The sequence below is a fragment of the Mycobacterium kubicae genome, assembly GCF_015689175.1.
GTDB lineage: Bacteria > Actinomycetota > Actinomycetes > Mycobacteriales > Mycobacteriaceae > Mycobacterium > Mycobacterium kubicae.
Genome location: NZ_CP065047.1, coordinates 3,817,854 through 3,843,802, shown reverse-complemented (window position 1 = coordinate 3,843,802; position 25,949 = coordinate 3,817,854). Strand labels below are relative to the sequence as shown.

Genomic DNA, 25,949 nt, shown 5'->3' with positions numbered 1-25,949 from the left:
TTTGCGGCGTGCGAATGGGCCCTCAGGCATCCAACCGAGTGAACTGGTCCTGGCGGTACATCTCGACACACGCGGCGCGCCGGATCTTGCCGCTGGTCGTGATGGGAATCGACCCTGGGGGTACCAAGACGAGCTCGCCGACGGTCAAGCCGTGCACATTGGAAATCGCGGACGTGACATCGCTTTTGACGCCGGTGAGCCAGTGCATCGTGGCCTCGTCGGAATCGCTTCGCTGCTTGAGCTCGATAACGGTGACCAATTGCTCGGTACTGTTCACCGGAACCGAGATCGCCGCGACCCGACCACGGGTGATCTGTTGGACGGTCGCCTCGATGTCTTCGGGATAGTGATTGCGCCCACGGATGATCAGCAGATCCTTGATGCGGCCGACAATGAACAGGTCGCCTTCGAAGATGAAACCCAGGTCGCCAGTTCGCAGCCACGGTGCGTCGGGCGTACCGGGCGAGGGGCCGACGAGCGCTGCGTCGAAGCACCGCTGCTCTTGGGGCTCTTTGCCCCAGTAGCCGTTGGCCACATTGGCGCCGTGTATCCAAATCTCACCGACCCGGCCGTGCGGGCACTCGCGGTGTGACTCCGAGTCGACGATCCGCAGCAAGGGTGATTGCGGCACTTTATATTTGACCAACTCGGCGCCGGTCCGGGCGGTACCTCGCTGCGCGCGGCCGATGGACAGCTCTTCGGTATCGAAGTGCACCGCGTTCGACTCGCTCCAGCTGCCCGCCGCCACGAAGACGGTTGCCTCGGCCAAGCCATAGGCCGGGCGCACCATATGGTCTTGGAAATTGAAGTGAGAAAACCGATCAACGAAGCGGCGCACGGTCCCCGGCTCGACGCGTTCGGCACCGCTGATGATGCCCAACACCTTCCCGAGGTCAAGCCCGGCAAGGTCGCCGTCGGTGGTCTTGCGGGCGGCGAGGTCGAACGCGAAGTTGGGCGCCGCCGAGAACGCATGAGGATTCTCGGCCAACATCCGGATCCATCTGGCCGGCTTCTCCAAGAACGCGATCGGAGTTGTCAGTTCGCCGCGCCAGCCGTTCAGGATCGGTGCGCAGACGCCCAACACCAACCCCATGTCATGGTGAAACGGCAACCAGGACACAGCGGTGCCATTTGGCGGAGCTATCACGTTGAAATCGGCGAACAAGCCACGCATCAACTGCTCGTGATTCGCCTGTAGGTTGCGGTGCGAGATCACCGACCCGGTCGGCAGTCTCGTGGAGCCCGAGCTGTACTGCAGGTAAGCGATGCTGGACAGGTCAGCGGCCCGACTGCTCGTTCCGCCATCACAGTCCAGATTCATGGAATCGATTTCGACGATCTTGGGAACGGCGTCCAGGCGTGCCTGGTCGACATATTCAGTGATGTCTTCGGCGACCGCGGATGTGGTGAGAACAACCGAGGGCGACGTATCGGCAAGGACCGCACTTACCCGCTCATGACTCGAGCCGCGGTGCGGCAAGGGGAGCGGGACGGCGATCAGCCCGGCTTGCATCGACCCGAGGAACGCCTCGATGTATTCGAGGGACTGGGGAGCCAGGATCACCGCCCGGTCCCCGGCCGATCCATGAGGACCCAGCTCGCGTGCCACGTTCAGGGTTCGGCGAGACAGTTGCGCCCACGTGCGACTCTCCCGGACACCGGCCGGATCGTGCTGGTAATCGGTAAAAGTGAACGCTGTGTCCGCGGGGCGCAAGGTGGCGCGTGCATGCAGCATCGAGAGGATGGATGACCGAGGCCCCTGATTCACCGGCGTCACATTACGTCCGTACCAACTCGCCGACTCCGTCGACTTGGGATCGTTTTCTCAGCCCGTGCCGTGGCTCAACACGGACATGGCACCGTTGAGGATTTGCGAGAACGGATCGGCTCCGCCGCCGAACGTCGCCTGGGTGGCGGGTGCGGTGACGGCCGCGGGGTCGAAGCCGCGCACCGGGTCCACTTGGATCGGAGCGGTCGCCGGATCGTCATTTCGCGAATAGCCCGCATTCACCCGCGGCAGCAATATCCCGTCAAGCTTGTTCAGGGTGTCCTCCGGGATCCCGATGTACGCCAATGGCATGACGAGCGGCAGGTGCCTTTCGGGGATCAGGTACGTCGTGGTCGTCGCACCCCTGGAGTTGACCGTTGCTCTGATGTTCTCCGGGGGCACCATGCTCGGATTGGTGAACGCCACCGCCGTGTGACCGGTGGCGAGACCCACCAGCGTGTTGGCGAGCGCGAACCAGTTGTCCGGGCGGTCGGGGAAGTCGGCGATCGAGTCGTACGCGGACACGAAGATCTTGGTGTCGTACTGGCTTTCGAACGGAGGTGGGATGCGGTAGTCGAGTGCGGGCACCACGTCGCCGACGCCGAACATGGCGGTGAGGAAACTCTGGCCGAAGGCGTGCCGGGCAACCGGGTCGCCGAAGGTCGCGAAACTCAACTGATCCGGCGGCGGTGCCGTGGGATCGTTCGCGAGCCGCGCCTGCTCCTCCTCGAGCACCAGCGAACCCTCGGACAGCCCGATCGCGGTACCGCGACCGCCCCTGCGGATCGCTGCGTCGAGGTTGCCCGCTCCCTCTTCGACCGACTCGCCGACGCTGGGGCCGTTGACCCCCAGGCCCGGGAAGGCTTCATCGATTCGGCCGATGCCCGGGAAAAGTCGTTCCAGTACGTGGCCCTGTACCTGCCCGGCGGGATAGCGGACGATTTCGCGGGTCAAGCCCGGGAACCATTCGGCGCCTTCCCGGCGGATGTACTCGTCATAGGGGATACCCAGCACGTGAGCGCCACCGAGGGCGTACGCCATCCCCTCGGTGGATGTACCGGGGGCCGGCGTCGGGCCGGCGGGCGTCTCATCGGCCGACGCTGTCCTGACGCCGAAACATCCTGTGACGCCGACGGTTACCAGCGCCGTAACTCCCGCGAGTAGTTTCTTCATCCCTACTCCTGACCCCTCGGCTTTGCTCGTAGTCTCACACAGATCACGCACGGGCGCTCAACCCCTCCCTACTCGGCGCGTTCGATCGCCGGGCTTCGCACGGACCTCCGGGCGCCCACCTGGGTCGGCCACCAGTTTGCTCTACCCAGCAGCGCCGCGATCGCGGGCACCGTGATGGTGCGGACCAGGAAGGTATCCAGCAAAATCCCAACACCGATCACGAACCCGCCTTGGACCACGGTGTTGATGCTGGAGAACAACAGACCACACATCGAGGCGACGAAGATCAGACCGGCGGCGGTGATCACACCGCCGGTCGAGCCCAGGGTGCGGATGATGCCGTAACGCATGCTGTGCGGTGACTCGTCCCGCATCCGCGAGACGAGCAGCATGTTGTAGTCGGCGCCCACCGCGACCAGCACCACGAACGCCAACGGCGGCACGCTCCAGTGCAATTGCTGGCCGAGTAGGTATTGGAATACCAAGACGCCGATACCCACTGCCGACAAAAACGAAATGACCACCGAGGCAACGAGATACAGCGGGGCGACGATTGCGCGAAGCAGCGCGATCAAGGTCAGCAAGACCACGAGGAGGGTTACCGCGATGATGAACCGGATGTCGTGGTTGTAGTAGTCGCGGGTGTCCTGCAAGCCGACGGTGAAGCCTGCCATCGATATCGTGGCGTCCGCCAATGCGGTGTTCGGTTGCGCTCCGCGCGCGGTCGCACTGATCGCGTTGATCTGATCCATGGCTTCGGTACCGAATGGATTGAGTTTGGTCTGCACCAAGTACCGCACCGAGTGGCCGTCCGGGGAGATGAATGCTTTGGCGGCCTTCTGGAACTCCTGTAGATGGAGCAGCTGAGGCGGAATATTGAACCCGGCCATCGCCGGTTGTGCCGCGTCGCGTTTCAGCGACAACAGAAACGCCGCTGAATCACTGAGCCCGGCGCCGAGCTGTTTGACTTGGTCGACGAGTTGAGCCACGGCGTCGGCGATCTGCCGGCTGCCACCGGCGAATCGGTCTGCGCCCTGTTGCAGGGTGTTCAGGTTCGACTGCAGGCCGCCGGGTTTGTCCATTCCCATGGAATGCATCACCTTGGTGACGTTGGTCAGGGCGCCCCGCAGTCGGTCGATGGAAGCGTTCAGGGTTTGCCGGTCCGAAAAGGTCTGCATCTGCCGAACGAGATCGTCGATCGCGTCGAGGTCTCCTTGGTCGCGTGCCCCCATCAGTCGCTCGAACTGCCCGCGGGTGGCGCTGCAGGACGCGTCGATGTCACACACCGGGTTGCCCTGCAGCGCCGTCAGCACCGGGCCGATCCAGCCGAACATGTCTCGGACGGTGGAGAAGTTCCAGCCCATGGAGTTGCCGAGGGAGTTGACGTGGTCGACGAGCTTGGCTGCGGTGTCGACCTCCCTGACCAGCGTGTCACCACTGTGCTGGGCTTTCATCGACGAGAAGGCGTCGATGAGGCCCTGGATGCTGGTGGCCAGCATGCTGACTTGGCTGCGGACGGCGCCGAGGTTATCGGCCAGTGTGTCGGCGCCGTCGGTCAGCCGGTTGAGGTCATTGGTGTGGTCGTTGATCAGGTCGGAGCCGCTGGCCAGCAAGCTGCCGACAGCGCCTGCCTGATAGGTGGCTCGGAACTGTTCGGGCACGGTTCCGGTGGGCCGGGTGACGCCGGTGACGGCGGCGATGTTGGGCAGCTGGCTGACTCGGTCCGCCATCTGTTCCAAATCGGCGAGGGCCTGCGGGGTGCGCAGGTCATGCGGCGATTGGATGAGAATGTAGGACGGAATGGACTGGTTCACGGGGAAGTGGCGATCCAGCGTGGCATACCCCACCGAGCTGGGAGCAGAACTCTTCAGAGCCTTGCGGTCGTCATAGTTGTAGCGCACCAACCCGGCGCAGCTGGCCAGCACAACCAACACCAGCACGCTGGCCACCAGATGGGCCCGCGGCCTGCGCACAATTCGTATGCCCGACCGCCGCCAGAACCGGGCGGTCAGTTCGCGTCGCGGCTTGACCCAGCCGCGTGGCCCGGCGAGCACCAGGATTGCCGGTAGCAAGGTCAGCGCGGCCAGGAAGGCCACGCCGATCCCGATCGCCGACGACGCCCCGACCGTTTTGAACACGCCCATTCGGGCGAAGCTGATGAGCAGGAATGTGATTCCCACCGTGGTGGCCGATGCGGCGATCACTTTCCCGATGGACGTCATCGCCCGTCTGACCGCCTCGTCGCAATCCGCTCCCGACCTCAGGTAGTCGTGATAGCGGCTGATGAGGAAGACCGCGTAATCCGTGCCGGCGCCGGCCATGATGGCGCTCAGAAAAACGATGGACTGGTTGGAGACGCCGGTGCCGGTCAGTTGCGAGTAACTGGCCGCCAGCGCCTGCGCGATCACCAGTGACAAGCCGATCGTCAGCAACGGCAGCAACATGGTGATCGCGCTGCGGTAAACCAGCAGCAACACGATGAGCACCAGGACGGCGATGGCGAGTTCGATGGGCAGCCGATCATGATTGCCGGCGACGGTGAGGTCGGCGACCGTTGCTGCGGGGCCGGTGAGGTTTGCCGTCAAGGGTGTGCCAGCAACGGTGCGTGCGACGGTGTCACCGATCGTCTTGAAGGCCGCATATGAGCGCGGCGTCCCCAACTCGCCCGCGACGCCCACCGGTAGCACCCACGACTTGTGATCCTTGCTGGTCAACACCGAACGCAGGGGTGGCGTGCTGATGAAATCCTGCAGCATGACCACGTTGCGGCTGTCCGCGCGCAGCGCGTCCACCACTTTGCGGTACGCGGCTTCGTCGTCGGGGCCGAGCCCCTTCTCGTCGGTCAGTACCACCAAGAGCAGGTCCTCGGTGCCCGATTCGTGAAACGCTTCGGTCATCTTTCGGGCGGTGACGCTCGACGGAGCGTCGCTGGGCAGTATCGCCAGCGGATGCTTCTGAGCCATCTCGTTCAGCGATGGGCAACTCAGTGGTAGCGCGATCGCGACCGCAACCCAAAGTCCGATGACTGCCCAGGGCCACCGCACCACAAAGTCGGTTAGCCGTCGCATATCGCCCTCACCCCCGCTTCGCGCAGTCGTGTGCGCTCGCCGGCGAGCTTCGCCGACGTCCTGTCAAACCGCGCAATGTCACTTACGAGCCCCGGAACAATCACGCGCTACGCAACGCGTCCCCAATGCCCGCTGGCGGCGACGCGCGCACATACCGACCTCATCGCTTCCATATAGCGGACAACGGATTTCTGGGCAATTGGATTGTCCGGAAACATGATCGCCATTGCCGTGCCCTCGGCGTACCGGAATACGTAGATGGTCAGCTGATACGAGTACCTGCCGTCAGAATAGATCCCGATGTTGTTCGCATAGCCCAAGTCGGCCGCAGCAAGAACGGCGTTCAGCGGAGCCGCGCCGCCATGCAGGAAGTTGAACACCGGAAAGTTCGGCTGCGGCCACCTCAGCCACGGCGCCAATTCCAAGACGCGGTAATACGGCACTTTGGCCATGTGCAGGCCCGAGTCGAATCCGGTTTGCGCTGCCCAAGCGGCATCGGCGAAAGAGGCCGCAGCTATCGGCACGGTGATCGGGAGTAAGCCGGTAAACCAGCCCTGGGTCATGAAGTTGTCCGACGCTCTGCGGGAGTCTCGGGGAGTGAGGCCGTAATACGTGAGAGCGCCAGTGAACTCGTGCTCTACCAAGGCGAAGCAGGCCGACAAGCCGCCGACGAAGCGGGCGCCGACCGATGTGCAGGCCGCCTCGAATCGCTCCGTCTCTTGAGCATTCATCAGGAGTTCGGAAACCATGTCGCTGCGACTGGACTCCAGCGGGTTGCCCAGTGGCAACGGAAATTCCGGGAAGCCGCCATTGTTGTTCTCGGCGAAGTCAATCCACGCGCGGACGTGAGGCGAATCCACCGTCAACGTCGATGTGTATTGGCGCTCGCGGGTGCAGAAATCCTCGAAGCTGCCGGCATCGGGAAGGGCCAGAGGTGCACCGCCTCCGCTCAACGCCGCGTACATCCCGTTGGCCTCGAGCATCGTGGTGCCGATCAGCGTCGCGTCACCGTGAACATGGTCCATTGCGGCGAAGAACGTGAAATGACTCTCGCTTTGCACTATCCCGAAGGTGAAGCAAGCCCACTCCAGCGGATTCGGGATCGCCACCACATGGGCACGAATCTCGTCAGCGGTCATCTTGCCGTGGTCGATCGCCGTGAATTCGATATCAGCGGGGTCTTCGATGCTGTGCCGGATGAACTGTCCATCACCGGTGTGTTCGAACCAGCTGCGGAACGTGTCATGCCGGCGCAGATAGGCGTTGACCGCGTGATCCATCGCAGAAACATCGCACGTGCCGGGCACTTCACAGGTCGCGATGATTTGCCGCGAGAAGTTCAGCCCCGCCGCGGTCCGTTCGTGATAGTTACGAAGATGTTGGCTCTGCATGTAGCTGACCGGCACGGGACTGACCGGTGCTTGGCGGGCCTTCTCCCGGGCCTGCGGCGTCGGGTGCCAGGAGATGACCGACCCCGGCATCGGCTTCCAGTCCCCGAGCGAGCCGATTGTGATCTGCCCGATTCGCAATACGATTTCTCCCCAATGTCCGTGGACGCTGCTCGGCGGCAGTCCCGGCCGCTGATAGCCACATCAACATATCCTCTGCGGCGAGCACCGTCGGCGGTATCCGAGGATACGGGCTCGCCCACCAGGTCACTGGCCCGGCGGGTGGTGTGCTGGCGAGCGGCCCGCCGTCGGACACCCGTTCCGGCGGCACTCGCACCGCAGCGTGCGCGCGCGGCCGCGCAAGGACGCATCTTGGGCGTCGCGGTGATTCGGCTGCGACAATGGGCCCGCACTGTGTAAATTCGCCACGACGGTTGCTGGAGGCGTCACGCCCGGAGCAAGTCCGCCAATCTGGTGCTGGACGCGTGCAATGCTGCGCGACCCAGGATGTGCTTCGGAGCAACGATGGCCCCCGCCCACTAGGGTCGGCGGGCACAAATCTTCCGAGCGGAATAGGGGAGGACAACCGCATGACATCCGTCGAAGACCCGATGGAGCCCACATCGGGTTTTGCGATAGTTGGCTACGCGGCGCGTTTCCCGGGAGCCGCAGACGCAGACGAGTTCTGGCAGGTGCTGCGAGAAGGCCGGGAAGCGATATCGGAGGTCCCCCCGGACCGGTGGGACGTCGACGAATTCTTCGACCCGGACCCCGATGCGCCCGGAAAGGTCGTGACGCGTCGGGCAGGTTTCGTCGACGACGTAACGGGTTTCGACGCGCCGTTTTTCGGGATGTCGGCGCGCGAGGTGCGGTTGATGGACCCGCAGCACCGGCTCCTGCTGGAGACGGCCTGGCGGGCGGTGGAGCATTCGGGCACCGCGCCAACGGCTTTGGCGAACACCAACACCGGTGTGTTCATCGGCTTGGCCACCCACGATTACCTGGGCATGGCATCCGACGAACTGACGTATCCCGAGATCGAGGCCTATATGGCGATCGGGACGTCCAATGCCGCGGCGGCGGGCCGGATCAGCTACCGGTTGGGACTGCAGGGCCCGGCGGTCGCGGTGGACACGGCGTGCAGTTCGTCGTTGGTGGCGATCCACCAGGCCTGCCAGGCGCTGCGCTTGGGCGAATGTGACCTCGCGCTCGCCGGCGGCGCTAACGTGCTGCTCACCCCGGCGACCATGATCACCTTCTCGCACGCGCACATGCTCGCCCCCGACGGCCGGTGCAAGACGTTCGACGCTGCCGCGGACGGCTACGTGCGGGGCGAGGGCTGCGGTGTGATTGTCGTCAAGCGGCTCGCGGACGCGATCCGAGACGGCGACCGCATCCGCGCCGTGATCCGGGGCAGCGCAATCAACCAGGACGGCGCCTCGGGCGGTCTGACGGTGCCCAATGGCGTTGCGCAGCAACGTGTTATTGCCGAGGCGCTCAAGCGCGCCGGCCTCGCACCCGGCGACATCGGGTACCTGGAGGCGCATGGGACCGGGACATCGCTGGGTGACCCGATCGAGGTGCAGGCCGCCGGCGCGGCGCTCGGTGCCGGCCGCGAGGCGAACCAGCCGCTGCTGATCGGCTCGGTGAAGACGAACATCGGCCATCTGGAAGCCGCCGCGGGCATCGCGGGCGTCATCAAAGTCATCCTTTCGCTCGAAAACCAGCTGCTGCCGCAGCACCTGCATTTCCGCAACCCGTCGCCGCACATTCCGTGGGACCGGCTTGCGGTGCAGGTCGTGCAGGAGGCCACCGAGTGGGAACGCAACGGTCGGCCGCGGATCGCGGGCGTCAGCTCGTTCGGATTCGCCGGGACCAATGCCCACGTCATCATCGAAGAAGCTCCGGTGGCGGATCCGGTCGCGGCGGCACCGGCTCCGGCCGTGCGGCCGGGCAATCGGCGGTTCAGCCTGCTGCCTTTGTCGGCGCGCACCCCCGCCGCGCTCGTGCAGGTCGCCGATCAGTACCGCACCTGGTTGAGCGCGCACCCGGAAGCCGCCTTGGCGGATGTGTGCCTCACCGCCGGAGCGGGACGGGCGCACTTCGAGCACCGGGCCGCGCTGGTGGTCGATTCCAGGGAATCCGCGAGTGAGTTGCTCGGTGCGCTCGCCGATGACCGGCCGGCCCCTGGCCTGGTGCGTGGTGTATCCGACGACGCGCCGAAGACGGCGTGGCTGTTCACCGGTCAAGGCAGCCAGTACCCGGGCATGGCCCGCGAGTTGTTCGACACCGAGCCCGTGTTCGCCGAGACGCTGACCCGCTGCGCCGCGGTGGTCGCCGACGTCCTGGAAAAGCCGCTGCTGGACGTGATCTTCGATGCGGACAGCCCGGGCAGCGAGGAGACGCTGCGCCAGACTTCCTACGCGCAGCCCGCCTTGTTCGCGGTGGAGATGGGCTTGGCCCGACTCTGGCAATCGTGGGGCTTCGAACCCGACGTGGTGCTGGGCCACAGCGTCGGCCAGTATGCAGCGGCGTGCGTCGCGGGGGTGTTGAGCCTTGAGGACGGCGCGCTGCTGATGGCCGAGCGCGGCCGCCTTTTCGGCAGTCTGCCCGCGGGCGGACGCATGGTCGCGGTCTTCGCCGGCGCCGAACGCGTCGAAAGTCTCACCGACGAGTATCCCAACCTGTCGGTTGCGGCGTACAACGGCGCCAACACCGTGCTATCGGGACCCGCGCACGATCTGGACCAGGCGGTGGCCCGGTTGGCGGCCGACGGCGTGCGTTGTGACTGGCTGGACACCAGTCACGCCTTCCACTCGGCGCTGCTGGACCCGATCCTCGACGAGTTCGAGGCCTACGCGAATCAGTTCAACTTCGGTGCGCCGCAACGAGTTCTGGTGTGCAACCGCACCGGTGCCGCGCTGGGCCGCAGTGTGAAGCTCGATGGCGCCTACTGGCGTCGCCACGCGCGCCAGCCGGTGGAATTCGCCAAAAGCGTGCGTACGCTGGCCGAACTGGGCTGCAAGGTGCTGCTGGAAATCGGCCCGCAGCCGGTGCTGACCGCTGCGGCGCTGCGGGCGTGGCCCGATCCGGCCACCGCACCCAAGGCCATCGCGTCACTGCGCCGCAACACCACCGACCACCGGCAGATCACCGAGGCCCTCGCCGATGCCTACGTCCTCGGCCACCTGCCCGATTTCGGCGCTGTCAGCGGGGCCGCGCACAAGCTCGACCTGCCCACCTATCCGTTCCAGCATCGCCAGTACTGGTACCGGGACAACCGCGTCAGCCCCAACCAGCAACAGAACGCGCCCGCGCGGTCCGAAGCCGTCCGCCTTCTGGAGGACGGCCGGATCGAAGAACTCGCGGCCCTGCTCGACGGCGCGGACGCCGACGAGCAGACCATGACTGTGCTGACCAAGCTTGCTGCACAACACAATCAGCAGCGCAAAACCGAAGCGATCGCGGACGCCCGCTACGAGATCCGTTGGGATTTGGCCAAGTTCGCAGGCCTCGGCGCGGGTGAACCCGGCGAGGCCTCAGCCTGGCTCCTCGTCGGCGATGACGCCGGTGCGGTGCAGCCACTGGTCGACACGCTCACCGCCCACGGCCACCGGCATCGGTTCCTCGGGTTGCCGATGTCGGACTCCGACGAGGAACAACTCACCGCGGCGCTGCGCGTCGCGGTGGCAGAGGAACCGTCGCTGCGGATCCTGCACGTCGCGGCGTTGGGCCCGGACAGCGCAGCGTCGATGCAGTCGTTGTTGCGGATGCAGCACCGGGTCCTGGGCGGAACGCGGCGGCTCTTCCGCGCCGCGGCCGCCGCCGAACTGCGCACAGCGATCTGGCTGGTGACGCGCGGCGCGCAGCGAGTCACCGAGGCTGACACCGTGTCGCCGGATCAGAGCTGCCTCTGGGGATTCGGGCGGGCCACCGCGCTGGAGTATCCGCACCTGTGGGGCGGGCTGGCGGATCTCAGTGAAGGCAGCGGCGACGAGTGGTCGGAATTGATCACCGAGGTCATGGCGCCGCGCGAGTCGGCCGCCCGGGAAGACCAGTTCGCGCTGCGCGAGCACGCGGTCTATGTCCCGCGGCTGGTGCGCCGGGCCGAGCAGCCGATCGCCACACCATTGCAACTGCGAAGCGACGCAACGTATCTGGTGACCGGAGGGCTGGGATCGGTCGGGCTCGAGATCGCCGGCTACCTGGCCGCACACGGCGCCGGCCATCTGGTGCTGACCAGCAGGCGCGCGCCCGGTGACGTCGCGCAACGGCGCATCGATGCCATCCGCACAGCCCACGGCTGTGAAGTCCACGTAATCACGGCCGACGTCGCAAATGCGCACGACGTCGCGCGCCTGTTCGCCACGGTCCAGGCCGAACTGCCGCCGATCGCCGGCATCGTTCATGCCGCGGGTGAGATCGGCACCACGCCCCTACGCACCCTCGAGGACACCGAGGTGGACCGGGTGTTCGCCGGGAAGGTCTGGGGTGCTTGGCATCTGACGGAGGCGGCGGCGGACCTGCAGCTGGACTTCTTCCTGAACACGTCTTCCATCGCTTCGGTGTGGGGCGGTTACGGTCAGACTGCCTATGGCGCTGCCAACGCCTTCCTCGACGGGCTGGCCTGGCGGCTGCGCGAGCAGGGCGTCACCGGGATCAGCGTCGATTTCGGTCCCTGGTCGGCGGGCATGGCCGACCAGGAGGCTCGCGCCCGCCTCGACCAGCGCGGGGTGCGGACCCTGTCCCCGGCCGATGCGCTGGCGGGTATGGCCGATCTGCTGGGGGCTGCTTTGGCGCACGGTGCGGCACAAGGTCCCGCGCAAGGCGTGGTGGCCCGCATCGACTGGGCTCGCTTCCTGCCGCTCTATCAGCAGGCGGGGCGGCGGGCGTTCCTGGCCGAAGTAGAGCGCGAGGTGCCCGAGGCGGCGCCGGCGCTCGGGACAACTCTGCCGTCCGGCAAGACCCAGCTGGTCGAGCAGCTCACCAAAGCTCCGGTGCAGCAACGCAAAAAGATCCTGGCGGATTTCCTGCGCCAGGCGGTGGCAGAGGTCACGCGGGTCGACACCGCGGAAATCCGGGCCGACGCCGGATTCTTCGATCTGGGCATGGATTCGCTGATGGCCATCGAATTGCGGCGCCGCATCGAGCAAGCGGTGGGCAAGGAGGTGCCGGCCACCCTGGCGATGGACCACCCGCGGCTCTCCGACGTGGTGGACTACCTGCTCGGCGACGTGCTGGGGCTCGGTGAGCAGGCGGCCGGTTCGGGAACCCAGCCGGCAACCGTGACGACTCGAACGGACGAACCGATCGCCATCATCGCGGTGGCGTGCCGTTTCCCCGGCGCGCCCAACCTCGAGGCATTCTGGGACGTGTTGTCCGAGGGTGTGGATGCGATCCGGGAGATCCCGGAGGACCGGTTCGACGTCGACGAGTTCTACGACCCCGATCCAGAAGCTCCGGGCAAGATCTACAGCCGCTTCGGCGGGTTCCTCGACGAGATCGACGGATTCGATCCGGAGTTCTTCGGTATCTCGCCGCGCGAGGCGATCTGGATCGATCCGCAGCAGCGATTGGTGCTCGAGACCGTCTGGGAAGGCCTGGAACGGGCCGGCTATTCCCCGGCGTCGTTGCGCGGCAGCCGAAGCGGCATCTTCGTGGGGGTCGGTGCCAACGAGTATTCGCACCTGCTGTCCGCCGGCTCGATCGAGAAAATCGAGCCGCACTTCATCACCGGCAACGCGCTGAACGCCATCTCGGGCCGGGTCGCCTTCGCGCTCGGGCTCGAGGGGCCGGCGGTCGCGGTCGACACGGCGTGCAGCTCGTCGTTGGTGGCGGTCCACCAGGCCACCCAGGCCCTGCATTCCGGTGACTGCGACTTGGCGCTGGCCGGCGGGGTCAACGTCCTGCTGAGCCCGGTGACCGTCATCGCCGCGTCGCGCGCCCGGATGCTGTCGCCGGTCGGGCGGTGCAAGACCTTCGACGCCTCCGCCGACGGGTACGTCCGCAGCGAAGGTTGCGGGTTCTTGGTGCTCAAGAGGCTCAGCGACGCGACGCGCGACGGTGACCGCGTGTGCGCGGTGATCCCGAGCACCGCGGTCAACCAGGACGGCGCCTCCAGCGGTTTGACCGTGCCCAACGGTGGTGCGCAGCAACGTCTTATCGGCGCGGCGCTGGCCCGCGCCGGCCTTGTCGGCGGCGACGTCGACTACCTCGAGGCGCACGGGACGGGCACCCCGCTGGGCGATCCGATCGAGGTGCAGGCAGCCGGGGCCATCTACGGTGCGGACCGCGACGCGGACCGGCCGCTGCTGATGGGATCGGTGAAGACCAACATCGGCCACCTCGAGTCGGCATCGGGTGTCGCCGGTCTCATCAAGGTCGTGTTGTCGCTGCAGCACGAAATGCTGCCGCCGAGCCTGCATTTCGACAACCCGTCGCCGCACATCCCCTGGGATTCGCTGCCGGTTCGAGTCGTCGACAAGGCCACTCCGTGGCAGACCAACGGAAAACTGCGACGCGCCGGCATCAGTTCGTTCGGGTTCACCGGCACGAACGCGCACGTGTTGATCGAGGAGGCGCCGGCACGAGCGGCGCACCCCGACGAATACTCGACGGGCGACCCCTCCCCGGATGCCGCCGCGGCACCGGAGTCCGACGTCCAGGACGAACCGGTCGGCGTGCTGCCGCTGTCCGCGCGGTCACCGCAGGCCCTGATGGCGTTGGCGGAGCGCTACGGGGAATGGTTGAACACCCACCCGAAAGTCGACATCGCCGATGTGTGTTTCACGGCCGGAACCGGCCGTTCGCATTTCGAGCATCGGGCCGCACTGGTCGTGGATTCGGTGCAAAGCGCCCGAGAGGCGCTGGCGGAATTGGCCGACAACCGGGTCAGACCGGGCGTGCTGCGTGGCGAGTGCACCGACCCGCCGACCACGGCGTGGTTTTTCACCGGGCAGGGCAGCCAGTATCCGGGGATGGCGCGCGAGCTGTTCGACGCTGAGCCGGTTTTCGCCGACACAGTGACCCGCTGCGCGGACGCGATCAACGGGATGCTGCCGCGTCCGTTGCTCGAGGTGCTGTTCGCCGCCGACCGCGAGGCCGGAGAACTGTTGCGCCACACGTCGTTTGCGCAACCGGCGTTGTTCGCCGTCGAGATGGGCCTGGCCCGGCTGTGGCAGTCGTGGGGTATCGAACCCGACGTGGTGCTGGGGCACAGCGTGGGCCAGTACGCCGCGGCGTGCGTGGCGGGGGTGTTCAGCATCGAGGACGGCGCACGGCTGATGGCCGAGCGCGGCCGGCTGTTCGGCAGCCTGCCCGAAGGCGGGCGGATGGTCGCGGTGTTCGCCGACCCCACCTACGTCGAGGAGGCCGCCAACGAGTGCCCGCGGGTGTCGGTCGCGGCCTACAACGGACCCAACACGGTGCTGTCCGGTCCCGGCGCGGACCTCGAGCAGATCGTCGCTGGGTGCGGCAATGACGGCATTCGCTGCACCTGGCTGGAAACCAGCCACGCTTTCCACTCCGAGTTACTGGAGCCGGTGCTGGACGAATTCGAGTCGTACGCGGCGCGGATGCAGTTCGCTATGCCGACATTGCCGCTGGTGTGCAACCGCACGGGCGCCGTACTCACCGCGGAGACCCCGCTGGACGCGCAATATTGGCGGCGTCATTCCCGTCAGCCGGTGCAGTTCTCCGAAAGCGTGCGCACGGTCGCGGCCCTGGGTTGCTCGGTGTTGATGGAGATCGGTCCACAACCAGTTCTGACCGGGGCCGCGGTGCAAGTCTGGCCCGAACATCTGGCCTCACCGCGTGCCATCGTCTCGTTGCGCAAAGGCATTGCCGACCGGCGTCAGGTCGCCGAGGCGCTGGCCGGGGCCTATGTCAGCGGCCATCGACCCAAATTCGCCGCCTTGCACGGCCAACCCCGCCGCAAGCTCGAACTGCCCACCTATCCGTTTCAGCGGCGCCGCTTCTGGCCCAAGATGTCCGGTGTCGCGGGTGTCGACGGACAGGGTGCCGCCGTTTCCGGAATTCTCGGTGGCGCCAAGGATCTCGCTTCTGGTGACTCGGTCTACACCAGTCGGCTCTCGGTCAAGACGCAGCCGTGGCTTTCCGATCACGTCATCTATGGCACCGTTGTCGTTCCCGGGGCGACATATGCGGCGATGGCCCTGGCGGCCGTCGGCCCGCCGGGGCGGGTCCAAGACGTCTTCTTCTATGAGCCGATCATTCTGCCGGAGAGAGCTTCTCGTGAGGTGCAGTTGACCCTGCATCCGCTGGACGACGGCGGTTGGAGTTTCCGGGTGCACAGCCGCCCATACGGCGTCCGGGACGCCGATTGGTCGTTGAACGCCGACGGCACCGTTATCGCCGGCGTCGAGGACGAGCCGGCCGCGGAACCAGGGGACCCCATCGACGCGGTTATCGAGCGGATGAACCGCATGCGTCCGCAGCAGCTGTTCGAGACTTTCGCCGACATGGAGCTCTCCTGGGGTCCCAACTGGTCGGGTTCGTTGAAGTCGCTGTGGCTCGGCGAGGGCGAGGCGGTAGGGGATATCACCGTCGGCGACGAACTGGCCGAACATCTCGGAACCGAACCGATGCATCCGGTGCTGCTCGACCTGTGCACCGGCGTCGCGTTCCCGGCGTTCCCGGCGCTGCTCGCGGCCGAACAGGGGGTGAGCGATCTGTTCCTGCCGCTGCGGTACGGGCGGGTCGAGTTGCAGGAGAAGATGCCGCGACGGTTCTATTGCCGCGCGCGGTGGCATGCCAACGCTCTGGACAACGAAACCCAGGTCTTCGACTTGGATTTCGTGGATCGGGACGGCCGCCGCCTGGGTGGTATCCGCGAGTTCACGGTCAAACGCGCGCCGCGGGAAGCGTTGCTGCGGGGACTCGGCGGCGACGCCACCCGGCTGCTGTACACCCTCGGCTGGCACGAGGTGCCGCTGCCGACAGCCGATGACGATGCCGGAAACGCGACGGGAACCTTGCTGATCGCCGGCTTCGACGAACTGGCGGCCAACGTGCCCGGCTGCGTCTCTATAGATCGGGCGTCGCTCTCGACGGAGTCGGAGCCCCTGGGACGGCTGCTGGCCCAAGCGCACGAACGCGGGATGCCGTTCTCCGGCATCGTCTGGCGCAGCGCGGGACCGACGGCAGCAGAAACGAGCGCTGAGTCCGCAGCGCGGCTAGAGGATGAAATCGCCCAGCTGCTCAGCGCCGTCCACACTCTGCAGGCCGACGGGTCGTCGCGGCTTCCCGGCGGTTTATGGATCGTCACCGAACGGGCCGTTGCCACCGAATCGGGCGAATCGGTCGACCCGGTGCAGGCGGCGTTGTGGGGACTGGGGCGCACCATCGTCAACGAGGAACCGGGCCTGCGCTGCCGGCTGGTCGATTACGACGGGTCGGGGGAGGCCGTGCACTCGTTGGCCGCACTTCTGCGCGCTCCGCTGAACGAACCGGAACTCGCAGTGCGCCAAGGGAAGTTCCTGGCATCCCGGCTGCTGCAATGGTCGCGCAGCGGTCATCTCGCGGTACCGCGGGCAGCCGATTATGTGCTCGCGCCCACCGAACGCGGCGCGATAGACAACCTACGGCTGACCGAGGCCGAAGTGCCGCCGCCGGGCGAGGGTTACGTGCAGGTGCGGGTGGAGGCCGCCGGGTTGAACTTCCGGGACGTGCTTAACGTGCTGGGGCTTTACCCGGGTGATCCGGGCCCGATCGGCGGTGACTTCGCCGGCGTCGTCACCCAACTGGGCGAGGGCGTCTCCGGACTCGAGATTGGCCAGCGCGTCTATGGCTTCATGCAGGGCGCGTTCTCCAGCAGGTTCAATGTGCCGGCCCATTTGCTGGGGCCGATACCCGACGGGGTGAGCGCGGTGGACGCGGCCACGATCCCCGCGGCGGCGCTCACCGCCCGGCTGGCGTTCGACTGGGCACAGCTGAAGCCCGGCGACCGGGTGCTCATCCACGCCGCCAGCGGCGGCGTCGGATTGGCCGCCATCCAGATGGCGCAACAGCACGGTGCCACGGTCTTCGCCACCGCCAGCACGTACAAACGTGCGACGCTGCGCAAGCTGGGCGTGCAATACGTCTACGACTCGCGCAGCACCGATTTCGCCGACCAGATCCTGGCCGACACCGACGGTGCGGGCGTCGACGTCGTGCTCAACAGCCTGACCAATGAGGGGTTCGTCGAAGCGACAGTGCGGGCCACCGCCCAGCACGGCCGTTTCGCCGAAATCGCCAAGCGCGACATCTGGACACCCGAACAGATGGCTGCCGCCCGTCCCGATATCGCCTACGAGATCGTTGCGCTGGACGTGACCACCCTGCAGGAGCCCGAACGGATCCGTGCGCTGCTGGGTGAAGTGTCGGAGGGGTTGGCCACTGGCGAGTGGGCGCCGCTGCCCGCCGAGATCTATCCGCTGACCGAGGCAAAGACCGCATTTCGCCGGATGCAGCAAGCACGGCACATCGGCAAAATCGTGCTGCGGATGCCGAACCCGCTACAGCCACGCGGTGATCGGAGCTATCTCATCACCGGTGGACTGGGTGCGATCGGCCTGCACACGGCGGCCTATCTGGCCCAACTCGGTGCCGGTGACATCGTATTGACCAGCCGGCGCGCGCCCGATGCGGACGCACAACGAGCAATCGACGACATCACCGAGCGCTACCGGTGCCGCATCCACACCTTCCCGGCCGATGTCGGTGACGAGTCCGAGGTCGCGACCCTGCTGGAGCGGATCCGCGCAGAGTTGCCGCCGCTTGCCGGGGTGGCCCATCTGGCTGGCGTGCTCGACGACGCGCTGCTGTCGCAGCAGAACGTGGAGCGCTTCCGAAACACGTTGGCGCCCAAGGCGTTCGGCGCTTGCTACCTGGACCGGTTGACCAAGGACGACAACCTCGACTTCTTCATCGTGTCGTCCTCGGTGTCCAGCTTGCTCGGTTCACCCGGCCAGGCCAACTACTCGACTGCCAATGCACTGCTCGACGGGCTGGTCGCCGCACGACAGGCGCGGGGCGTGCCCGCGACAGGCGTGAACTTCGGGCCCTGGGCCAAGGGCGGCATGGCGTCATCGGAGGCCGCACGCGCCAATATCGGTGCCCAAGGCCTGATTCCGCTGGAGCCATCGGCTGCGCTGAGCGCGCTCGCCGAGGTGGTCGCCAACGGAACCGCGCAGGCGACCGTGATCAAAGCCAACTGGCAGCGTGCCGCGAAGGTACTGGGCAGTTCTCGTCCACCGATACTGGACCTGGTGTTGCCCAGCGCCGTCACCGAGACAGCCGGTGACAGTGAGTTGCTTCGGCAACTGCAGGAGATTCCGGTGGCGCAGCGCGCCAGTCTCATCACCGAATTCCTGCAGCGTGAAGTGCAGGGCTTCCTGCGGCTGGCGCAACCGCCCGCGGCGACGAGCCGTTTCCTGGACCTGGGCACGGATTCACTGATGGCGGTCGAACTGCGTAACCGGTTGCACAGCCAGTTCGGTGGCGCGTTCACGCTCAATGCGACCGCGGTGTTCGACTATCCAACGATCGGCGGCCTCGCTGAGTACCTGGCCAGTCAGCTTCCCGACGCCGACGCAGCGCCGTCGGACAGGGTGGAGAGGTCCTCGGACGGGGCGGAATCCGGCGGTGCGCCCGAGGACCCGGAACCAGCGCCGGCGGTGGATTCAGTCGCTGATGTCGAACGCGGCGATGACCTTGGTGGGGCGTAGGCGAACCACGACTTCTTCGGGCACGGCGTTGCGGCGGCCGAACTCCTCGGCACGGTCGGCGCCCATGTACCGCCCACCGGTTCGAGTGGCGATGTCGAGAACGTCCTGCTGATCATCGGTCACGTTCGCCACCCCCTGTACCTGTACGAACGAGTACGGCGGATGGGGGTCGTCGACGCAGATGACGATGCGCGGATCCCGTTGAATGGCACGGCCTTTGGACGTGTCACGCCCGGTGGTGAAGACCAGCTCGCCGTTGTCGACGACGAACCACACCGGCGTGACCAGTGGACGGCCATCGGATGCGACGAACCCCAGCATGCCGGTGCGGGTGCCCTCGGACAGGAACGCGACAACTCGGTCCGACAGCTCGGCCATGGCTAGAGCCTGGCCAGGTCGTGATCGTCGATGTGCTCGCTGAGGAACCGGAGGTGGTCTTCGGTCGAACCAAGCGTGTGCTCGATCGCGGTCAACCGGGCGGTGTAGTGACCGACCGGATACTCCGCGGTCATGCCGATGCCACCGTGCAGCTGAATCGCTTCTTGCCCGATATGCCGGCCCGAGCGGCCGATCTGCAGCTTGGCCCGTGATGCGATCACCGGGTCGAGGTTGCCGTCGGCGATCGACATCGCGGCGTAGAAGTTCATGCTGCGCGCCAACTCCAGCGACACATACATGTCGGCGGCGCGCTGCGTCAGCGTCTGGAACTTGTTGAGCGTGACGCCGAACTGCTTGCGCGTCTTGAGGTAGTCGGTGGTCAGGCGCAGCGCTTCTTCCATCGCACCGACCGCTTCCGAACACAACGCCGACTGAATCCTGATGACCGCGTTGCGGATTGCCGGTGAAGCGTCGACCGCTTCACCCAGAGGTTCGGCCGGTGTCTGATCGAAGTCGATCTGAGCGCCGCGCTGCCCATCGAAGGTCCGGTAGGGGTGGCGGGTGAGGGCACCTGCTTCGGCATCGACCAGGAACAAGCCGGTGCCGCCGTCGGGCAACGCCGCGGTGACCACCAGCGTTTGGGCGCTGTCCCCGGCGAGCACCGGGTTCTTGCGGCCGCTCAACGCCCACGAATCACCTTGCTGCACAGCATTGGTGGTGACATCGGTGCCCAGCGTACGGTTGCCCGGCTCCAGGTGGGCGAACGCAAGCAAACGTTGGCCTGCGGCGACCTCGTCCAGCAACTGCACCTGGGCTTCGTTGCCTTGTTCAGCGATCACTGCGCCGGGTGCCAACGCGCCGTGCAGGATCGGCTCTGGCGCCAACCGTCGGCCGACCTCGTTCAGGACCACCATGATCTCGAGTTGGCCGGCTTCCTCCGGCTCGAACCCAAGCCCCAGGATGCCGGTGTCGGCGAGCTGGCTCCACACCTCGCGGTTCCAACCCAATTCGGTGTCGATGATCTTGTTGCGGCTCTCCGCGTCATAACTGCGGGACAGCAGGTCGCGGGTGGTGTCACGGAGCAGCGCCTGCTCTTCGCTCAACTGAAAGTCCATGACTGCCTCACAATCCCAGGATCGTCGACGCGATGATGTTGCGTTGCACTTCGTTACTGCCGCCGTAGATCGACGTCTTGCGGTAGTTGAGGTAATGCGGGGCGCTGGTCTGCGCCCACTCCGGCGTGGCGATCTGGTCACCGTCGACCGGCAGCGCTTCGGGACCGGCGACCTCGACCAGCAGCTCGGTGGCGATCTGTTGCAGTTGGCTGCCACGGAGCTTGAGCACGGACGAGGCCGGGTTCGGCTTTCCGCCCGAGGAGCTGGTCGCCACCCGCGACTGAGTGAGTTCCAGTGCCAGCACCTCGTTTTCGGCTTCGGCCAGGCGCGCCGCGAAAAGCGGGTCACTGAGCAGCCCGGTTTCGGCGGCGTGCCGCTTGACCTCGGCCAGGCGCACCTTGGTGCGGCCCACCCCGGCGATGCCGGTGCGCTCGTTGCCGAGCAGGAACTTGGCGTAGGTCCAGCCCTGATTCTCCTGTCCCACAAGCTGGTCCGCGGGCACTCGAACGTCTTCGAAGAACACCTCGTTGACCTCGACGCCGCCGTCGATCAGCTTGATCGGGCGCATCGTGATGCCCGGTGTGTCCAGGTCGATGAGCAGAAACGAGATTCCGGCCTGGCGCTTGGGTGCCTGCGGGTCGGTGCGCACCAGGCAGAAGATCCAGTCGGCGTATTGGCCCAGCGTCGTCCAGGTCTTCTGACCGTTGACGACGTAGCTTTCGCCGTCCCGCACCGCGGTGGTCCGCAACGAGGCGAGGTCCGAGCCGGCTTCGGGCTCGGAGAAACCTTGACACCACCAGATGTCGATGTTGGCCGTCGGAGGCAGAAAGCGCTCCTTGATCTCTTGCGAGCCGAACTCGGCGATCACCGGGCCCACCATCTTGGTGTTGAAGTTCAACGGCTCAGGCACGCATGCCAATTGCATCTCGTCGGCCCACAGCTGGTGCTGAACCAGGGTCCAGTCCTTGCCGCCCCACTCGACGGGCCAGTTGGGTACCGCCAGCCCGTGTTCGTTGAGGATCCGGTGGTTGGTGACGATTTGGTCCTTGGTGAGCGACCCGCCCTCCCGCACCCGCTCCCGGATGTCGTCCGGGATCTTGGTGCTGTAGAAGGTGCGAAGCTCGTCGCGGAACGCGGCTTCGTCGGGTGTCAGCGCCAGCTTCATCGGCAGCCTCCTTATGTCGGGGTGACTGCCGGTGAGCGCCTCACCGCGGCGGGGCCGGCAGTCCTGCCTTGCACGTTAGGCGTCCAGCGGCGTCACGCGTCAACCGGGTCTCCGGCACGCGGGCGCGACCGGCGATAGGGGTTTCAGCGGCGGCGCCGGCGCCACCAGACGACGGCCACGATCACCAGCCCACCGGCCGCTACCGCCAGCAGCGGTTTGGCGGCCTGCGCCTTCTCGCGGGCGGTCTCGCGGGCACGGTCGACGACGTTGACCTTGTCCGACAGGGCCTGAACGGTTTCACCGAGCTGGTCCCGGGTGCGCTCGATATCGGCTTGGATGTCGTCGATGCTGGCGTCGGAGCCGACTTCGGGTCGCTGGTCTCCGCCGCTCGCGGGGGTGCGTTCAGCTCCGGTCATGACGGGCGTCTTTCACTTCTTGGATGTCCTTTTTGATGTTGGCAGCGGTCTGCGGTGCGGCCGGGGTCACTTCCTTGGCCTGGCGACGACTGATGAGTGCCGCCGCACCGGCCACGGCGAACAACGCCGCACCGACGATCAACGCCGCGGCCCAGACCGGCAGCACCAGCGCGAGCGCAGCGATCGCTGCGGCTATCACGCTGGCCAGTCCGAAGAACGCGAGCAGTCCGGCCGCGCCGAACAGCCCCGCGCCCGCGCCCGCGTGCTTGGCGGACTGCTGAAGTTCCTTCTGCGCCAAGCGCATTTCGTCACGGATGAGCCGCGAGGTTTGCGACGAAAGCTGCGCCATCAGCTCGCCGATCGAGGCGTCCGACGTTCGGTTGGCTTCCAGGCTCATGGCACCCTCCAATCCTGTCTAATTGCCGGCCGGCACCGACATCACCCGGTTGGCCGCCGCTTTCACCGAGTCCGGCAGGAACCGGTTGCTGATCCCCATCACCTTGGTCATCACCGATTCGGCGACGACTTTGCGGTCACCGTTCATCAGCGCCTCGAAGCCCTGCTTGGCGACCGCGGTGGGATCGTCCTTGTGCTTCATCCGTCCCATCCGCGAGTTCGCCATGCCGGCGCGCCGGAAGAAGTTGGTCTCGGTCGGGCCGGGCATCAGTGCGGTGACCGTGACGCTGGTGTGCCGCAGTTCGTCGTGCAACGCCTGGGCAAGCGACTGCACGAAGGATTTCGACGCGGCATACACGGATTGGTGCGAACCGGGCATCGTCGACGCGATCGACGACGTGAAAAGCAGCTTGCCGCTGTTGCGTCGCACCATGTCCGGCAACACCAGCTTGGCCAGATGCACGGTGGACCGGACGTTGAGGTCGACGATGGACAAGTCGGCGTCCAGGTCGCTGTCCACGAAGGCACCGCCGGTGCCCACGCCGGCGTTGAGCGCCACAGCGTCCAGCTCCTGCCCGGATTCGGTGGCTTGCCGATAAAGGTCTTCGACGCCCTTGGCGGTGCGCAGGTCGACGCGCACCGGCCGGACCTTGACACCGGTCGATTTCAGCGACTCGGCCGCCTCCTGGATGCCGTCGTCCTCGGCGGCGATCACCAAGTCATACCCGTGCGAGGCGAATTGTTTGGCGAGCTCGAAGCCGATTCCGCTGGAGGCGCCAGTAATCAAAGCCAAACTCATGGCGACGGGGCTACCCGCACGATCGGTCATCAAACCTATTGGCGGCCGGCCGGCCGGGTTATCCACACCCCGTCGTTGCTGCACAGGCGACCACCCCCGATCGGTCGGCTGGGGCGGATATGACGGTCACCGAACCTACGGTCGGCACATGCGAACAGAACTTCCCGGCGAGCGACTGCATCGCCGGCTCAGCGCCGATCCGGCAACCGGCACGGCTGCGGAATCCGCCGCCGGCGAGGATGACGACGACGCCGAGGACGACCCGAATTCGCTGCTGCCGCGGTGGCTTCCCGACACGGCCGGCCCGCAAGGCTGGGCGGCGCGGCTGCGGGCCGACCCCGGCCGGGCCGGCGCCATCGCGCTGGCGGTCATCGCCGCGCTGGCGGTGCTGATCACCGTCTTCACCTTGCTGCGCAGTCATCCTGCTCCGGTGATGTCAGCGAAACTGCCTGCGGTAGAGCCGGTTTCGTCGATAAGCGCCAGACCTTCAGCCAGCGGCGGTCCGGACCGGCCGGTCGTGGTCAGCGTCGTCGGTCTGGTGCACAAACCCGGTTTGGTCACCCTGGCGCCCGGCGCCCGGATCGCCGATGCGCTGCAGGCGGCCGGCGGAGCCACCGACGGTGCCGACACCATCGGCTTGAACATGGCTCGCCAGCTCGGCGACGGGGAGCAGATCGTGGTTGGGCTGGCCCCGGTTTCGGGTCAGCCGCCCACCCTGGGCAGCTCGGTGAGCACCGGCGCCGCGGGTCCGGCACCGGCGTCTCCGGCGACATCGGGAACGTCGGGGAAGCCGAAACCGGGGCAGTTGGTGGACCTCAACACCGCGACGGTGGAACAGCTGGACGCGCTGCCCGGGGTCGGCCCGGTCACCGCCGCGGCCATCGTGGCGTGGCGGCAAGCCCACGGCAGATTCACCAGCGTCGACCAGCTCGCCGACGTCGAGGGCATCGGCGCCGCGCGCCTGGACAAGTTGCGTGCCCTGGTGCGTGTCTGACAGCCGTGCCGCACTGCGACGACCGCCCACGGCTGGATGTACGCCTGGTGCCGGCGGCGTTGACCAGCTGGACGGTCACCGCCGCCGGGATCGTGTGGTCGACGGGCAGGATGTCGGCTGTCTGCTGCGTCGTGGTGGCCACCGGCTCGGGTGTGCTGTGGTGGCATGCGAGGCGCCGGCCGGGCCCTGCGCTGCGACTGGCCGCCTTCAGCGCCGGCTTGGCGGCCGTCGGCGTGGTGGGCGCCGGTTACGGCGTGGCGATCGCCATGCGCACCCAGGCTGTCGCTCGCCACCCGATCACCGCCGCGTTCGGCAGCGTCGCTCCCGTCACGGTCATCCCCAGCGAAAGTCCGGTGCCGTTGGGGCGCGGCCGGCTGATGTTTCGAGCCACCCTGGCGAGGCTGCGCGGTGACCAAAGCTCCGGCCGCGTCGTCGTTTTCGGTCCCGCTGCGGAATACGCGGAGCTGATGGTGGGGCAGCCGATGCGGTTCAGCGCCCAAATCCGGCGACCGAGCCGCCATGACCTGACGGTGGCCGTCCTCAACGCGACGAGTCGCCCGGTTATCGGCACCGCCGGACCCATGCAGCGGGTCGCCCACACCGTCCGCGGCCGGTTCGCGGCCGTCGTCCGGGAGGTCTTGCCGCCCGATCAGGCCGCGATGCTGCCTGCTCTGGTGCTCGGTGACACGTCTCAGGTCACCACCGCGACCGGGCGGGAGTTCCGTGCCGCCGGGATGACGCACCTGACCGCGGTTTCGGGTGCCAACGTGACGATCGTGTGCGCGGCCGTGTTGTTTTCGGCGCGGCTGGTCGGGCCGCGGGTCGCGGTCGTGTCGGCGGCGGTCGTGCTGGTGGCTTTCGTCATCGTGGTACAGCCGACGGCCAGTGTGTTGCGGGCCGCGGTGATGGGTGCCATCGGCTTGGCGGGAATCCTCACTTCCCGTCGCAGACAAGCGATTCCGGCGCTGTCAACGTCGGTGCTGGTTTTGCTGGCCGTGGCTCCGCAGCTGGCCGTCGACATGGGCTTCGCCCTGTCCGTTGTGGCGACCGCCGCCTTGATCGTAATCGCGCCGGTGTGGTCCCAGCGCCTGACCGTCCGCGGCTGCCCGAAGCCGGTGGCGGACGCCCTCGCCGTCGCGGCGGCCGCACAACTGGTGACCGCGCCGCTGGTCGCCGCCATCTCGGGCCGGTTCAGCGTGATCGCCGCCGTCGCGAATTTGATGGTGGCGGTGGTGATTGCCCCGCTCACCGTCCTGGGCAGCGCGGCTGCCGTGCTGGCGGTCCCGTGGCCGGCCGCGGCGCAGCTGCTGATCCGCTTCACCGCACCGGAAGTGTGGTGGGTGGTGCACGTCGCGCACTGGGCCGCCGCTGTCCCGGCAACAACCGTCCCTGTCCCCGCAGGTATGCCCGGCGTCGTCGTAGTCGGGTGCACGAGCGTGTTCGTCGCCGCGATGTGGCGGTGGCGGTGGTTTCGCGCGGCGGTGCGTTCCGGCGGCGCGGTCGCTGGTCTGTGCTGGTTGGCCTGGTGGCTGTCCGGGCTCGTCGGAGCCTCGTGACACC

General features: G+C 66.8%; 13 protein-coding genes. 3 read left to right on the top strand and 10 right to left on the bottom strand.

Annotated elements, in window-relative coordinates:
* Positions 1 to 22: 22 nt before the first annotated feature.
* The 4 genes from I2456_RS18040 to I2456_RS18025 all read right to left on the bottom strand — a co-directional run bounded on the left by I2456_RS18040 (position 23) and on the right by I2456_RS18025 (position 7,538).
* Entirely contained in the window at positions 23 to 1,735 is a 1,713-nt protein-coding gene (locus I2456_RS18040) for an AMP-binding protein (protein WP_085073357.1), read from the bottom strand.
* Between the two features lie 90 nt (positions 1,736 to 1,825).
* Positions 1,826 to 2,941: an acyltransferase PE gene (gene pe / locus I2456_RS18035; RefSeq protein ID WP_068033517.1), complete on the bottom strand. Its 1,116-nt coding sequence runs from the start codon at positions 2,939 to 2,941 to the stop codon at positions 1,826 to 1,828.
* A gap of 68 nt (positions 2,942 to 3,009) precedes the next feature.
* Positions 3,010 to 6,009, bottom strand: a complete 3,000-nt coding sequence (locus I2456_RS18030) for an MMPL/RND family transporter (RefSeq protein ID WP_085073356.1) — start codon at positions 6,007 to 6,009, stop codon at positions 3,010 to 3,012.
* A gap of 107 nt (positions 6,010 to 6,116) precedes the next feature.
* Positions 6,117 to 7,538 (bottom strand): condensation domain-containing protein, encoded by a 1,422-nt coding sequence (locus tag I2456_RS18025; RefSeq protein WP_085073355.1) that lies wholly within the window; start codon positions 7,536 to 7,538, stop codon positions 6,117 to 6,119.
* 449 nt (positions 7,539 to 7,987) lie between these two features.
* Here I2456_RS18025 and I2456_RS18020 point away from each other — a divergent pair, with 449 nt between their 5' ends.
* A complete protein-coding gene (locus I2456_RS18020) occupies positions 7,988 to 19,126 on the top strand; it encodes a type I polyketide synthase (RefSeq protein WP_085073354.1) in 11,139 nt (3,712 codons plus the stop codon).
* Here I2456_RS18020 and I2456_RS18015 read toward each other — a convergent pair.
* From I2456_RS18015 to I2456_RS17990, 6 genes are all read right to left on the bottom strand, one after another.
* Positions 19,082 to 19,504: a PPOX class F420-dependent oxidoreductase gene (locus tag I2456_RS18015; RefSeq protein WP_085073353.1), complete on the bottom strand. Its 423-nt coding sequence runs from the start codon at positions 19,502 to 19,504 to the stop codon at positions 19,082 to 19,084. The genes I2456_RS18020 and I2456_RS18015 overlap by 45 nt on opposite strands.
* A gap of 2 nt (positions 19,505 to 19,506) precedes the next feature.
* The gene (locus I2456_RS18010; protein ID WP_085073352.1) at positions 19,507 to 20,619 is read right to left on the bottom strand and encodes an acyl-CoA dehydrogenase family protein; all 1,113 of its coding nucleotides are present in this window, start codon (positions 20,617 to 20,619) and stop codon (positions 19,507 to 19,509) included.
* Positions 20,620 to 20,626: 7 nt separating this feature from the next.
* Entirely contained in the window at positions 20,627 to 21,784 is a 1,158-nt protein-coding gene (locus I2456_RS18005; RefSeq protein WP_085073351.1) for an acyl-CoA dehydrogenase family protein, read from the bottom strand.
* Between the two features lie 143 nt (positions 21,785 to 21,927).
* The gene (locus I2456_RS18000) at positions 21,928 to 22,200 is read right to left on the bottom strand and encodes a DUF3618 domain-containing protein (RefSeq protein WP_068033511.1); all 273 of its coding nucleotides are present in this window, start codon (positions 22,198 to 22,200) and stop codon (positions 21,928 to 21,930) included.
* Entirely contained in the window at positions 22,187 to 22,597 is a 411-nt protein-coding gene (locus I2456_RS17995) for a phage holin family protein (RefSeq protein ID WP_068033510.1), read from the bottom strand. Before I2456_RS17995 ends, I2456_RS18000 begins: the two co-directional genes overlap by 14 nt.
* An 18-nt stretch (positions 22,598 to 22,615) precedes the next feature.
* On the bottom strand, positions 22,616 to 23,395 hold the full coding sequence (locus tag I2456_RS17990) for an SDR family NAD(P)-dependent oxidoreductase (RefSeq protein ID WP_085073350.1): 780 nt from the start codon (positions 23,393 to 23,395) through the stop codon (positions 22,616 to 22,618).
* A gap of 148 nt (positions 23,396 to 23,543) precedes the next feature.
* Between I2456_RS17990 and I2456_RS17985 the strand changes: the two genes are divergently transcribed.
* A complete protein-coding gene (locus tag I2456_RS17985) occupies positions 23,544 to 24,389 on the top strand; it encodes a ComEA family DNA-binding protein (protein WP_085073349.1) in 846 nt (281 codons plus the stop codon).
* Between the two features lie 5 nt (positions 24,390 to 24,394).
* Positions 24,395 to 25,945, top strand: coding sequence for a ComEC/Rec2 family competence protein (locus tag I2456_RS17980; RefSeq protein ID WP_241007753.1), 1,551 nt, complete (start codon positions 24,395 to 24,397; stop codon positions 25,943 to 25,945).
* Positions 25,946 to 25,949 lie beyond the last annotated feature (4 nt).

Bases quoted from the DNA above. Each gene is read 5' to 3' on its own strand.
- I2456_RS18040 (WP_085073357.1), bottom strand. From the start codon at position 1,735: ATGCTGCATGCACGCGCCACCTTGCGCCCCGCGGACACAGCGTTCACT.
- pe (WP_068033517.1), bottom strand. From the start codon at position 2,941: ATGAAGAAACTACTCGCGGGAGTTACGGCGCTGGTAACCGTCGGCGTC.
- I2456_RS18030 (WP_085073356.1), bottom strand. From the start codon at position 6,009: ATGCGACGGCTAACCGACTTTGTGGTGCGGTGGCCCTGGGCAGTCATC.
- I2456_RS18020 (WP_085073354.1), top strand. From the start codon at position 7,988: ATGACATCCGTCGAAGACCCGATGGAGCCCACATCGGGTTTTGCGATA.
- I2456_RS18015 (WP_085073353.1), bottom strand. From the start codon at position 19,504: ATGGCCGAGCTGTCGGACCGAGTTGTCGCGTTCCTGTCCGAGGGCACC.
- I2456_RS18010 (WP_085073352.1), bottom strand. From the start codon at position 20,619: ATGGACTTTCAGTTGAGCGAAGAGCAGGCGCTGCTCCGTGACACCACC.
- I2456_RS18005 (WP_085073351.1), bottom strand. From the start codon at position 21,784: ATGAAGCTGGCGCTGACACCCGACGAAGCCGCGTTCCGCGACGAGCTT.
- I2456_RS18000 (WP_068033511.1), bottom strand. From the start codon at position 22,200: ATGACCGGAGCTGAACGCACCCCCGCGAGCGGCGGAGACCAGCGACCC.
- I2456_RS17995 (WP_068033510.1), bottom strand. From the start codon at position 22,597: ATGAGCCTGGAAGCCAACCGAACGTCGGACGCCTCGATCGGCGAGCTG.
- I2456_RS17990 (WP_085073350.1), bottom strand. From the start codon at position 23,395: ATGAGTTTGGCTTTGATTACTGGCGCCTCCAGCGGAATCGGCTTCGAG.
- I2456_RS17985 (WP_085073349.1), top strand. From the start codon at position 23,544: ATGCGAACAGAACTTCCCGGCGAGCGACTGCATCGCCGGCTCAGCGCC.